General features: G+C 68.6%; 13 protein-coding genes and 1 pseudogene. 4 read left to right on the top strand and 10 right to left on the bottom strand.

The annotated features are described in order from the left end of the window. Window positions 1–8: 8 nt before the first annotated feature. Window positions 9–839 carry an ABC transporter permease gene (locus CA951_RS37175; RefSeq protein ID WP_087561628.1) on the bottom strand — a complete coding sequence of 277 codons (831 nt, stop codon included), beginning with the start codon at window positions 837–839 and terminating at the stop codon, window positions 9–11. Continuing rightward, the gene (locus tag CA951_RS37170; RefSeq protein WP_072940429.1) at window positions 836–1,828 is read right to left on the bottom strand and encodes an ATP-binding cassette domain-containing protein; all 993 of its coding nucleotides are present in this window, start codon (window positions 1,826–1,828) and stop codon (window positions 836–838) included. The genes CA951_RS37175 and CA951_RS37170 overlap by 4 nt, the downstream gene beginning before the upstream one ends. 237 nt (window positions 1,829–2,065) lie before the next feature. Between CA951_RS37170 and CA951_RS37165 the strand changes: the two genes are divergently transcribed. Continuing rightward, window positions 2,066–2,980 carry a hypothetical protein gene (locus CA951_RS37165; protein WP_087561627.1) on the top strand — a complete coding sequence of 305 codons (915 nt, stop codon included), beginning with the start codon at window positions 2,066–2,068 and terminating at the stop codon, window positions 2,978–2,980. 93 nt (window positions 2,981–3,073) lie between these two features. Here the strand turns inward: CA951_RS37165 and menE are convergent, their stop codons facing one another. From menE to CA951_RS37130, 7 genes are all read right to left on the bottom strand, one after another. Further along, the gene (menE, locus tag CA951_RS37160) at window positions 3,074–4,219 is read right to left on the bottom strand and encodes an o-succinylbenzoate--CoA ligase (RefSeq protein WP_087561626.1); all 1,146 of its coding nucleotides are present in this window, start codon (window positions 4,217–4,219) and stop codon (window positions 3,074–3,076) included. Then, entirely contained in the window at window positions 4,216–4,515 is a 300-nt protein-coding gene (locus CA951_RS37155; RefSeq protein ID WP_087561625.1) for a DUF3349 domain-containing protein, read from the bottom strand. Before CA951_RS37155 ends, menE begins: the two co-directional genes overlap by 4 nt. Window positions 4,516–4,517: 2 nt before the next feature. Next, a complete protein-coding gene (locus tag CA951_RS37150) occupies window positions 4,518–4,871 on the bottom strand; it encodes a DUF3349 domain-containing protein (RefSeq protein WP_087561624.1) in 354 nt (117 codons plus the stop codon). Between the two features lie 46 nt (window positions 4,872–4,917). Then, window positions 4,918–5,184 carry a hypothetical protein gene (locus CA951_RS37145; RefSeq protein WP_087561623.1) on the bottom strand — a complete coding sequence of 89 codons (267 nt, stop codon included), beginning with the start codon at window positions 5,182–5,184 and terminating at the stop codon, window positions 4,918–4,920. Window positions 5,185–5,194: 10 nt separating this feature from the next. After that, window positions 5,195–6,415, bottom strand: a complete 1,221-nt coding sequence (locus CA951_RS37140; RefSeq protein ID WP_087561622.1) for an inorganic phosphate transporter — start codon at window positions 6,413–6,415, stop codon at window positions 5,195–5,197. A 79-nt stretch (window positions 6,416–6,494) separates the two neighbouring features. Further along, window positions 6,495–6,890 carry a VOC family protein gene (locus tag CA951_RS37135; RefSeq protein ID WP_087561621.1) on the bottom strand — a complete coding sequence of 132 codons (396 nt, stop codon included), beginning with the start codon at window positions 6,888–6,890 and terminating at the stop codon, window positions 6,495–6,497. 3 nt (window positions 6,891–6,893) lie between these two features. Then, a complete protein-coding gene (locus CA951_RS37130; protein WP_087561620.1) occupies window positions 6,894–7,343 on the bottom strand; it encodes a hypothetical protein in 450 nt (149 codons plus the stop codon). 153 nt (window positions 7,344–7,496) lie between these two features. Here CA951_RS37130 and CA951_RS37125 point away from each other — a divergent pair. After that, window positions 7,497–9,821: pseudogene (locus tag CA951_RS37125) on the top strand (arylsulfatase); the annotation flags it as partial. 15 nt (window positions 9,822–9,836) lie between these two features. On the opposite strand, the gene CA951_RS37120 reads toward CA951_RS37125, so the two are convergent. Then, on the bottom strand, window positions 9,837–10,754 hold the full coding sequence (locus tag CA951_RS37120; RefSeq protein WP_087561619.1) for a 1,4-dihydroxy-2-naphthoyl-CoA synthase: 918 nt from the start codon (window positions 10,752–10,754) through the stop codon (window positions 9,837–9,839). 73 nt (window positions 10,755–10,827) lie between these two features. Between CA951_RS37120 and CA951_RS37115 the strand changes: the two genes are divergently transcribed. Continuing rightward, window positions 10,828–11,481, top strand: coding sequence for a PaaI family thioesterase (locus CA951_RS37115; protein ID WP_087561618.1), 654 nt, complete (start codon window positions 10,828–10,830; stop codon window positions 11,479–11,481). Window positions 11,482–11,484: 3 nt separating this feature from the next. After that, on the top strand, window positions 11,485–12,486 hold the full coding sequence (locus CA951_RS37110; protein ID WP_087561617.1) for an o-succinylbenzoate synthase: 1,002 nt from the start codon (window positions 11,485–11,487) through the stop codon (window positions 12,484–12,486). The last annotated feature ends 26 nt before the right edge of the window (window positions 12,487–12,512 follow it).

Here is a 12,512-nt window from a genome sequence, read left to right as displayed (position 1 = left end):
CTGTGGTGTCAGGCCTTACGCATGTAGGTCCGGACCGTCAGCGGTGCCATGATCGCGACGATCACGGCGGCGCCGAGCAGCGACCACACGACGTGGACACCGAAGTGGCCGTCGTTGACGAGTTCACGCACCGCGGTCACGACGTGCGACACGGGGTTGACGTTCACGAACGCCTGCATCCAGCCCGGCATCGTGTCGGCAGGCACGAACGCGTTGGACATGAACGTCAACGGGAACAGGATGAGCATCGAGATGCCCTGCACCGAAGACGCTTTGCTCATCAGGACGCCCATCAGCGCGAAGATCCAGCTGATCGAGAAGGCGCAGACGACGACGAGCAGACCGGCCGACACCACCCCGACGACGCCGCCGCCCGGCCGGTACCCCATCGCGATACCGACGGTGAACGTGATGGTCGTCGCGATGCCGTACCGCACGACGTCGGCGAGGAGAGCGCCGGACAGCGGCGCGATGCGGGCGATCGGCAACGACTTGAAGCGGTCGAAGACGCCCTTGTCCATGTCTTCCCGCAACTGGGTGCCCGTCACGATCGACGTGGTGATCACCGTCTGGACCAGGATGCCCGGGATGATGATCGGCAGGTACGACGCGACGTCGCCGGAGATGGCGCCACCGAAGATGTACGTGAACATCAACGTGAAGATGATCGGCTGGACGACGACGTCGAACAGTTGCTCCGGGTTGTGCTTGATCTTGAGCAGTCCCCGGTACGCCATCGTGAGCGTGTTGGCGACGGACTGCTCGAGGCTGATCCGGTTCCGGGCCTCCGGAATCGGTTGCGGGCCCGCATGAGTGCGGGATCCGAGGGTGGTGGTCATGCGACGCTCCGTTCGGTATCGGCGTCGGCGGCAGTGTCTTCTGCGCCGTGGCCGGTGATGGTGAGGAAGACCTCGTCGAGACTGGGCTTCTGGACGGTGATCTCGTCGACGGCGATCCCGTGGTCGCGCAGCCGGATCAGGAGTTCCACGGTGAGCGACGGGTCGGTCATCGGTGCGGTGAGGCGGCCGATCTCCGGCGTGATCGCCACGTCCACGCCGAGGGTGTGTGCGATCACCGAACGCGCGTCGTCGATCTGGCCGCGATCGGCCAGGGTCAGCTGCAGCGACGAGACGCCGACGGACGCCTTCAACTCGTCGGCCGTGCCGTCCGCGATCACCTTCCCGCGGTCGATGACGGCGATCCGATCCGCCAGCTGGTCCGCCTCGTCGAGGTACTGCGTGGTCAGCAGCACCGTCGACCCGTCCGCGACCAGCCGGCGGATGGTGTCCCACATCTGGGCACGCGTCCGCGGGTCCAGGCCCGTCGTCGGCTCGTCGAGGAACAACAGCGGCGGATGGGCGATCAGGCTGGCCGCGAGGTCGAGGCGCCGGCGCATGCCGCCGGAGAAATTCTTCAGCGGCTTCGTCGCCGCCTCGGTGAGGTCGAACTCCTCGAGCAGTTCCGTGCACTTGCGGCGGGCGTCACCCCGGCTGAGCCCGAGCAACCGGGCGAAGATCACCAGATTCTCGACCGCCGACAGGTCCTCGTCCACGGACGCGTACTGGCCCGTGACACCGACCAGTGAGCGCACCGCATTCGGTTCGCGCACCACGTCGTGGCCGAAGATCCGGGCCTCGCCGCCGTCCGGGCGCAGCAGCGTCGCAAGCATCCGCACCGTCGTGGTCTTGCCGGCGCCGTTCGGGCCGAGCACTCCGTACACCGACCCGGTCGGCACGGACAGGCTCACGCCGTCCACGGCGCGCTGACGGCCGAAGAGCTTCACGAGCCCGTCGGCCTCGATGGCAGGGGGAGTTGCAGTGAGGTTCATGCCGTAGACGATGCAGCCCCCCACTTGCAGCGGGCTTGCACGCCTCTTGCACGGGCTCACGAACGCCCTCACCCTGCGGATTCACACGCATTCGCCGGAATCAGCGGCAATTGCGGGGGCATCTGACGAATCGGTGTGCGGATGTGGATTTCCACAGCCTCTCGGTTATCCACAGGTCTGCTGTTTTGCCTGGTCGGCGGCGGCGGCCGCCGTTGAGCGAGGGGCACGATGCTCGATATGAGAGCACAGGACCTGATCTTTCGCCGTCATGCACTGGCCGACGGAATGACCGACCCGGAACTGCGCCGCGCACGGGCGACGGGACAACTGGTTGCCGTGGCTGCGGGCGCCTATCTCGACGGCGAGCACTCGGTAGCACTGGACGCGGTCGGGATGCACCGCGCACGGGTCGCGGCTGCCGTGGTGGCGCACGGTGGTGGGATCGTGGTCAGCCATGCGTCCGCCGCCGTCCTCCACGGACTCGACGTCGGCGCGGTGAATCTCGACCGGGTGCATCTGAGCAGGGAGCGTCGATCGGGCGGGCGACGGACCGCGACGCTGCACATGCACATCGCTCCGCTCGGTCCTGACGACGTCACCGAGATCGACGGCGTGGCGGTGACGTCCCTCGCCCGTACGGTGGCGGACGTCGCGCGGTCGGAATCGCTGGACGAGGCCGTCGTGATCGGCGACTCCGCCCTGCATCGCGGCGTCGTGTCGATCGGCGACGTCCGGGCGGTGCTGGACCGGCACGGCCGGCGGAAAGGCATCGGAGCGGCCCGGCGCGCGGTGGCCCTGTTCGACGGCCGCAGCGAGAGTCCCGGCGAGTCGCTCAGCCGAATCAGGATGCGCGAATACGGAATGCCGGCGCCCGACCTGCAGCACGAAGTGCGCACGGACGGCGGTGCGTTCGTCGGCCGCGTCGACTTCTTCTGGGAGCGCTGGGGAGTTGTCGGCGAGTTCGACGGCATGGGCAAGTACCGATTCGGCTCCGGGCAGGCGGGCGACATCGTGGCGAGGGAGAAGTTGAGGGAGGACGCGATACGGGACACGGGCTTCGAGGTGATCAGGTGGGTGTGGGCGGACCTCGGGCGGTTCGACGCCGTGAAGGTGCGATTCGAGCGCGCGTGTGCCCGGTCCCGGCGTCGGTGAGTCATCGTTTCCCACCGAATTGCCGGAAGCACACGCAATTGCGCCGGAATCTGACGAATCGGTGTGCAACTTCGCGCGAACGGGCGCGACCGCCTAGCCGAACCGAGCTTCCAGCGCGCGCCGGTCGACCTTGCCGGGACCGCGGAGGGGGAGGGCGCCGACGAGGTGGAGTTCGCGGGGTGCGGCGGTGGTGTCGAGGGTGCGTTCGACGAACGTTCGGAGTTCGGCGAGTGTCGGTGCGGTGCCGGGTTCGGCGACGACGACGGCGGCGACGCGGCGGCCCAGCCGCTCGTCGGGGAGGCCGATGACCGCGCATTCCCGGACCGCGGGGTGGGCGATAAGGGCCGCCTCGACCACTTGCGGGACGACGGTGAGTCCGCCGGTGGAGATGGCTTCGTCGAGTCGGCCGGAGATGGCGAGGACGCCGTCGGTGACGGTGCCGGCGTCGTCGGTGCGGAACCAGCCGGGTTCGGCGAAGGCCGGATGGTCGGGGAGGCCGCGGTATCCGGACGCCAGCATGGGGCCGCCGAGGAGGACGCGGCCGTCACCGTCGATTCTCAGTCGGGCGCCGTCGAGGGGCACCCCGTCGTACACGCAACCACCGCACGTCTCGCTCATGCCATACGTACGGACGACGGTGATCCCGGCGTCGACGGCGCGACGCAGAACCGGGGCGGGGGTGGCGGCGCCACCGAGGAGGACGGCGTCGAGCGCGGCCAGCGACGCCACGGCTTCGGGGTGGTCGAGCGCCTTGACCAGCTGAGTCGGGACGAGGGAGGTGTAGCGCCGGGGGCCGGACATCGACTCGACCGCGGCGGGCAGCGCGCCGGGGTCGAAGCCGTCGGACACGTCGATCACCACCGGGTCGGTGCCCGCGAGGACGCTGCGCAGCAACACCTGCATGCCCGCGATGTGGTGGGCGGGAAGGGTCAGCAGCCAGGCGCCCGGGCCGCCGAGCCGCGCGTGCGTCGCCTCACCGCTGGCGCGAAGGGCCGCCGCGGAGAGCATCGCCCCCTTCGGCACGCCCGTCGTCCCGGACGTCGCGACCACGAGTGCGACACCGTCGTCGATCGGGTCCCCGGGCCGCAGGGCGTCCGTCAACCGCCGGGTCTCCCGCTCGTCCGCGGCGGGCACGGGAAGCGCGGCGGGCGCGGTCCCGTCGAGGACCGTTGACAGCTGCGGCAGGATCCCGAGAACCCCGGCGCCGGGGGGGACTGGCAGGACCCGCAGTTCGCTCACTGTGCAGGCCCGGCAAGCGGCCAGCCGCCTGCGGTGAGGTTGCTGCGCACCCGGTCGACGTCCGATTCCAGTGGCAACTCGTCGGTGACCTTCGTGATGAGCACCTGGATGTCGGTCTTCTCGATGGGCAGGTCGCCCTCCTCGACGAGGGCGTCGGCGACGGCGTCCACCTCGTCTTCCGACAGGCGGCGGGTGAGCAGCGCGAACAACGGAATGTAGTCCTGCTCGGGCACGCCGTTCGGGTAGCCGGCGCGCAGCCAGCCGATGATGGAGGAGAGGAACGGTGGAAGGCTCATGGCTAGCCTGCGTCGCGGGTTTCTTCCGCGTCGTCGGAACCTTCGCCGTTCTCGGCGTCGGTACCGACCGGCCAGCCCCCGGCCTCGAGGTTCTCCGTCACCCGCGCGACGTCCTCCTCGGACGGTTCCTCGTGGGTGATCTCGCTGATGAGGCGGCGGATGTTGTCGTAGTCGACGTGGCGTTGCGGCGTCTCGTGAGCGGTTTCGATCGACAGCGCGACGACCTGTTCGATCTCCTCGTCGGTGAGACGGCGACGCAGCACGGCCAGCAACGCGAAATGGTCCTTCGCCGGGACTCCCTCGGGGTACCCGGCGCGGAGCCAGTCGAGCACGGAGCTAAGTGAGTTCTTTGGCACGCGTTCGGCCTCTTTCGTCGATGGAACGGGGACTCGTGGTCGCCGCTCAGAAGATGTGGATACCGAAGCTGGTGGCCAGGAAGTCCTTCATCAACAGAAGTATCCCAGTGATGATCGCGATCAGCACCACGGCGAAGCAGGCATAGGCGCCGATCCGGGCTGCGACGGTCGGCTGCGAGGTTCCCTCGGCGGTGTCGGCGCCGCCGAGTGACCGCAGTCCGAGCGCGAAGATCGCGGGCAGGCCGGCGCCGAACAGCAGACCGACGAGGACGACCTGCCAGAGCGACTGAATGGTGGTGGTCAGCAGTGTCATGGCAGACCCCTCAGCGGTTGGTGGCGGGACCGGCGGAGTCCGCGGTCTCGGCCACGCCCGGTTCGGGACGGTCGGTGGGTTCGGTGGCGGCACCGGGGGCGTCGCCGGACTCCCATTCGGCGTTCACGTTGCCGGACGTCACCGGTTGCAGGCGGGAGCGCAGGTACATGAATCCGGCGAGCAGGATCAGCGCGGCGAACACAACGAGAACGCCTGGCAGACCGCCGATCAGGTGGGCGATGACCCAGCACACCGCGCCGACGATCGCCGCCGACGGCAGCGTGACCAGCCACGCCACGGCCATGCGTCCCGCGATGCCCCAGCGGACCTCGGCGCCCTTGCGTCCGAGTCCGGTGCCGAGGATGGATCCGGTCGCGACGTGGGTGGTGGACAGCGGCAGTCCGAGGTGGCTGGACGTGAGGATGATGGCGGCGGACGAGGACTCCGCGGCCATGCCCTGGGGAGCGGCGATCTCCACGAGTCCCTTGCCGAGGGTGCGGATGATGCGCCAGCCGCCGAGGTACGTGCCGAGGGCGATGGCGATCGCGCAACTGAGCTTCACCCAGAACGGCATCTCGTCGTCGGCGGACAGGCTTCCGTGCGCGACCAGTGCGAGGAAGATCACGCCCATCGTCTTCTGGGCGTCGTTGGTTCCATGGGCCAGCGACACCAGGGAGGCGGATCCGATCTGGCCGATCCGGAACCCGTGCTCTTTGGTGCCCTCCGGCACGCCTGAGGTGATCCGGTAGATCAGCTTGGTGCCCGCGGTGGCGACCAGCGCCGCGACCACGGGGGCGAGGACGGCGGGAACGACGACCTTGCTGAGCACCCCGCCCCACTCGACACCGCTCATGCCGATGGACGCGATGGCCGCACCGATCAGACCGCCGAACAGTGCGTGCGAAGAGCTGGACGGCAGGCCGAGCAGCCACGTCGCCAGATTCCAGATGATGCCGCCGACCAGGCCCGCGAACACGATGAGCAGCAGATCCTCGCCGCCCACTTCTCCCAGGTTCACCACGCCTTTGGCGACTGTCGCCGCAACCTCCACGGACAGGAACGCGCCGACGAGATTCAACGATGCGGAGAGCGCGACAGCGACCTTGGGTCGCAGAGCTCCCGTCGCGATCGAGGTGGCCATTGCATTGCCGGTGTCGTGAAAGCCGTTCGTGAAATCGAAAGCGAGGGCGGTGACGACTACCACCAGGAGAACTACGAGCTCTGCGGTCACACCCAGATTGTGCGGATTTCAACCGAAAAAGTACAGCTGACGTCTGGTGTACCGGATCACTCCTGCGTATGGCCTTCCGTCAGTTCTCATCCTTCGGACGGGAGTCGCGGCGGATGGGGTGATCCTCCGGGATCTGCACCAGCACGATCGGGATGCCGTCGGGGTCCGCAATCCACAATTCGAACAGCCCCCACGGTTCCTGCCGGGCCTCGCGGTCGATCTTCACCCCGGCGAGGACCAGCTCGGTCTGGACCGCGGTGAGGTCGCGAACCTGCAGCCACAGGGCGCCGTCGAAGGACGTCGACTCGCCCGTTCCGCCGTGCGCGGCAACCTCGATCAGGCCCTGACCGGCGAAGAATACGGTGCCCCCGGGGTATTCGCGGGCGATGGCCAGCCCGAGGATGTCGCGGTAGAAGCTCAGCGTCGTCGCGTAGTCGCGCGGCCGCAGAATCGTCCTGCTGCTGAGGATTTCCACCCGTCACCCTCCTTCGCCGGGCCGGGCTTCGTGTCCCGTCCGGCCGTGTGTGCGTCGATCTTCCTTCATTTCGGCCTCGAACAGGTGCCGCCGTCCGTCCGCGAGTTCGTGACGTGCGCCACGTTCGTGCTCGCGCAGTGGCGACCAGTACTGGTCGTCGAACTCCTCGACGATCTGGAACGTCCACCGGCCCTCGACGACGTTGCGACCGACGAGCTCGGACTGCACCCGGTCCGCGACGTCGGGGTGACCCGCGTCCCGCAGTGCGTCGACGGCCTCACCGAGCTGGAGGTCGGCGTGGCCGATCAGCTGATGGAACGAGTAGAGGTGGCCCCGGGCGCGTTCGACTGTTTCGAGGGCCTCGGACAGCTTCCCGAGCGCGGCGACGGTGTCGTCGCTCACTCCGGGCGGACGGCGGTGTTCCGGCGCGGGGAGCTCGCGGTCGATGCTCATGTGGGTCAGTGTGCCCGAATCGAGGACGCCGCGCGCCCTCTCCTGCCGACGCGGCGAATCCGGGCGCGTAATTCACCCTCCATGGGTCTACTCCCGCGTGTTCTCCCGGTGCTGCACTGGATTGACAGTTGTGGACGACGAGGGGATTGGGCCATGAGTTCGAGCGTGACAGGGAAGCCGATACCGGGTGGTGAGTCGTTGCCGTTTCCGCCGACGCCGTCGGGAAGCATCGCGGGCAGGACCATGCAGGAGTCGGTCTACAGCCCGAGTCCGAAGGAGCGGCGGCTCCCCGACGACGCCCCGAACATTCTGATCGTCCTCATCGACGACGCCGGGCCGGGTCTGCCGAGCGGACTCGGAGGTGAGGTGAACACCCCGACGCTCGACGCGATGCTGCAGGACGGCGTCGGCTACAACCGATTCCATACGACCGCAATGTGTTCGCCGACCCGCGCGTCGCTGCTGACCGGGTGCAACCATCACCGCGTCGGGAACGGGCAGATCGCGGAGCTGGCCAACGACTGGGACGGTTACTCCGGCCACATCCCGCGGTCGAGCGCGACGGGGGCCGAGGTGCTGCGCCAGTACGGGTACAGCACCGCCGCATTCGGGAAATGGCACAACACTCCCGCCGAGGAGACCACCGCCGCCGGTCCGTTCGACAACTGGCCGACCGGTCTCGGGTTCGAGTACTTCTACGGCTTCCTCGCCGGCGAGGCGTCGCAGTACGAGCCGAACCTGGTGCGGAACACGACGGTGGTGCTGCCCCCGAAGACCCCGGAGGAGGGCTACCACCTCAGCGAGGATCTCGCGGACGACGCGATCGGCTGGTTGCGCAGGCACAAGGCGTTCGAGGCGGACAAGCCGTTCTTCATGTACTGGGCCAGCGGCTGCCTGCACGGACCGCACCACATCATGAAACCGTGGGCCGACAAATACGCCGGGAAATTCGACGACGGCTGGGACGCCTACCGGGAGCGGGTCTTCGCGAGGGCGAAGGAGAAGGGCTGGATTCCCCCGGAGGCGGAGCTGACCGACCGCGACCCCACCATGGCGGCGTGGGACGACATTCCGGAGGACGAGAAACCGTTCCAGCGCAGACTGATGGAGGTGGCCGCCGGGTACGCCGAGCACTGTGACGTCCAGGTGGGCAGGCTGTTCGACGAATTGGACCGGCTGGGGTACCGGGACGACACCCTGGTCCTGTACATCTGGGGCGACAACGGCTCCTCCGGTGAGGGCCAGAACGGCACGATCAGCGAACTGTTGGCGCAGAACGGCATTCCGACCACGCCGGCGCAGCACATCGCGGCGCTCGAGGAACTCGGTGGGCTCGACGTCCTGGGGTCGCCGAAGACCGACAACATGTATCACGCCGGCTGGGCGTGGGCGGGCAGCGCACCGTACAAGGGGATGAAGCTGCTGGCCTCCCATCTCGGTGGCACCCGCAACCCGATGGTCGTCCGGTGGCCTGCGAAGGTGACACCGGACCCGGTGCCCCGCACGCATTTCCTGCACTGCAACGACGTGATGCCGACGCTGTTCGACATCGTCGGGATCACTCCGCCGCGGACGGTGAACGGTGTTCCGCAGGACCCGATCGACGGCGCGGGTTTCGCGCAGACCCTGGTCGACCGCGATGCCACGGGTGGGAAGCTCACCCAGTACTTCGAGATCATGGGCAGCCGGGCGATCTACCACGACGGCTGGATGGCGTCCGCGTTCGGGCCGCGCGCACCGTGGGCGGTGGGTATGCCGGGCGGCATCCGCGACTGGAGCCCGGACGACGACGTGTGGGAGCTCTACAACCTCGACGAGGACTGGACGCAGAACCGGGATCTCGCCGGGCAGCACCCGGAGAAGCTGGCGCAACTGCGGGAACTGTTCGTGATCGAGGCGGCCAAGAACAACGTGCTCCCCATCGGTGGTGCGCTGTGGGCGGTGGCGCTGCATCCCGAGCAGCGGATCTCGACGCCGTACACGAGCTGGGAGTTCTCCGGCGACACGGTCCGCATGCCCGAGTTCTGCGCGCCCGCGCTGGGCAACAGGAACAACCGGGTCACCCTCGACCTCTCCGCGCCGGAGAATCCGAGCGGAGTGCTGTACGCACTGGGGAGCAACGCGGGCGGGCTCACGTGCTTCGTCGACGAGGGCCATCTCTGTTACGAGTACAACCTGTTCATCCTGATGCGCACGAAGATTCGGTCGACCGTTCCGCTTCCGCCGGGCACCCGGAAGGTGGAGGTGGTCACGGAGTTCGTGGAGGCGCGGCCCGGTGGCCCGCTGAACGTGAAGCTCTTCGTCGACGGCAGTGTCGTCGGGGAGGGGCAGGTGCCGGTGAGCGCGCCGTTGCTGTTCACAGCCAACGACTGCCTCGACGTCGGCACCTGCCTCGGTTCCCCGGTGTCGCTGGACTACTACGACAGGAAACCGTTCCCGTTCAACGGCACGATCGACCGCATGTCGGTCGAGTACACGTATAGAGATGGGCTCTCAGAAGTACCAGGGGTAGGGCTTCCAGTCGGGTTCGCGCTTTTCGAGGAAGGAGTCGCGGCCCTCGACCGCCTCGTCGGTCATGTACGCCATGCGGGTTGCCTCGCCGGCGAACAGTTGCTGCCCGACGAGGCCGTCGTCCTGCAGGTTGAACGCGTATTTGAGCATGCGCTGGGCCTGCGGGGACTTGCCGTTGATCTTGGTGGCCCAGTCGATCGCGACGTCTTCGAGTTCGGCGTGGTCGACGACCTTGTTGACCGCGCCCATCTGGTGCATTTCCTCGGCGGTGTACGTCTCGCCGAGGAAGAAGATCTCGCGGGCGAACTTCTGGCCGACCATCTTGGCGAGGTACGCGCTGCCGTATCCGCCGTCGAAGCTGCCGACGTCGGCGTCGGTCTGCTTGAACCGGGCGTGTTCGCGGCTGGCGAGCGTCAGGTCGCACACGACGTGCAGGCTGTGACCGCCGCCCGCGGCCCAGCCGTTGACGAGGCAGATGACGACCTTCGGCATGAAGCGGATCAGCCGCTGGACCTCGAGGATGTGGAGTCGTCCGGCGCGGGCCTTGTCGACGGTGTCCGCGGTTTCACCGGCGCGGCCGGTCGTCGCGTCCTGCTCGGTGTACTGGTATCCGCTGCGTCCGCGGATGCGCTGGTCGCCGCCGGAGCAGAACGCCCAGCCTTCGTCCTTGGGGCTGGGACCGTTGCCGGTGAGCAGTACGGCGCCCACGTCGGACGTCATCCGGGCGTGGTCGAGGGCCTGGTACAGCTCGTCGACGGTGTGCGGGCGGAAGGCGTTGCGCACTTCGGGCCGGTCGAACGCCACCCGGACGATTCCCTGGGTGACATGCCGGTGATAGGTGATGTCGGTCAGGTTCTCGAAACCGGGAACCGGGCGCCAGTGCTGCGGGTTGAAAGTCACGGCTCCGAGGTTATCGGGTGCCGCTGGCGGGTGTCCGCGCGCGCAGGAGTTTGCCCGGGTTTACCGTGCAGGTATGAGCGAACAGGCTGCGGATGTCACCCGTCTCGACCACCAGGGCGACGACGAGTACGAGCACCACGGCGGGTTCCCCAAGTACGAGCCGGTGACGCCCGGCCCGGATTGGGCCCGGTTCGTCGACGGAATGCGCACGTTGCAGGACCTCGCGGTGTCCGTGGACGCCCCGGACGACGTGCTCGCCTCGGCCGCGGACCAGGTGGAGAAGCTGGCCGAACTGCTCGGGCCGCACGTCGCACCCGAGGGGCGGTCGCCGGCGGGCCGCACGATCGAACTGCCCGGCAGGGGGAGTCTCCTCCTGCCGCCGTGGAACATCGAGAAGTTCGGGCCGGACGGGGTGCGGAGCACCGGCATGTTCCGCCGCTACCACCTCGGTGGGAACGGCGCCGCGCACGGCGGCACGCTGCCGCTGCTGTTCGACGACCTGATGGGCATGATCGTCCATGCGTACGGCCGACCCATCAGCCGCACCGCGTACCTGCACGTCGACTACCGCGCGATCACACCGCTGAACACCACACTTGCCATCGAAGGCAAGGTGGACCGCGTCGAGGGGCGCAAGACGTACATCACCGCCCGGCTGACGCACGGTGAGACACTCCTCGCGGAATGCGAGGCGCTCATGCTGGTGCTCCTGCCCGGGCAGCCCTGACCCGTGACCTCCCTGCCCTCCCTCTCGGAGGTCCTGGCCGACGCGGTCGTGGTGAGTCTGCCCATGCGCGTGCGGTTCCGCGGCATCACGACGCGAGAGGCGTTGCTGCTGCGCGGTCCCGCGGGATGGGGCGAATTCGCACCGTTTCCCGAGTACGCGGACGACGAGGCGGCGCACTGGTTGCAGTCGGCGATCGAGGACGCCTGGCTCGGGCCGCCGCCCGCGGTGCGAACGCGGGTGCCGATCAACGCGACGGTCCCCGCCGTCGACGCCGACCGGGTGCCCGAGGTGCTCGCGCGGTACCCCGGTGCGCGGACCGCGAAAGTGAAAGTGGCCGAAGGTGGTCAGACCCTCGACGACGACGTCGCCCGGGTGCGGGCCGTCCGCGAGCACGTCCCGAACGTGCGCATCGACGCCAATGGTGGCTGGTCGGTCGACGAGGCCGAGGCCGCGCTGCGGGCGCTGACCGCCGACGGTCCGCTCGAATACGCTGAGCAGCCGTGCGCGAGTGTGCCCGAGCTGGTGGAGGTCCGCAGGCGGATGCCCGACGTGCGGGTGGCCGCCGACGAGAGCATCCGGCGGGCCGAGGATCCGCTGAAGGTCGTGCGGGCAGGCGGCGCGGACGTGGCCGTCGTGAAGGTCGCCCCCCTCGGTGGGATGCGGCGACTGCTGTCGCTGGCCGAGGAGTTGTCTTCGCACGGTGTGCCGGTGGTCGTGTCGAGTGCCCTGGACACCGCCGTCGGCATCGCGGCCGGCGTCGCCGCCGCCGCGGCTCTCCCCGAATTGGAGTTCGCGTGTGGTCTGGGTACAGGGGGGCTGTTCGAGGCGGACGTGGCCCGCTCCCGCGAACCGGTCGACGGCGAACTCGCCGTGGAGGCGGTGGCGCCCGACGCCGACCGTGTCACGGCTCTCGCCGCGTCGGAGGAGCGTTCACGCTGGTGGATCGAGCGGGCACGCCGGTGCCATGGCCTGCTCGAACAACGCGGCGGTCGGTTTTTCGTATAGTGTCTGGCCGGACCTGATCGCTCAGT

It is taken from the genome of Rhodococcus sp. NCIMB 12038 (assembly GCF_002165735.1).
In the GTDB taxonomy this organism is placed as follows: domain Bacteria; phylum Actinomycetota; class Actinomycetes; order Mycobacteriales; family Mycobacteriaceae; genus Rhodococcus_F.
Note: the sequence above shows the minus strand (reverse complement) of the source record. Positions and strands in the feature narration are given on the sequence as shown.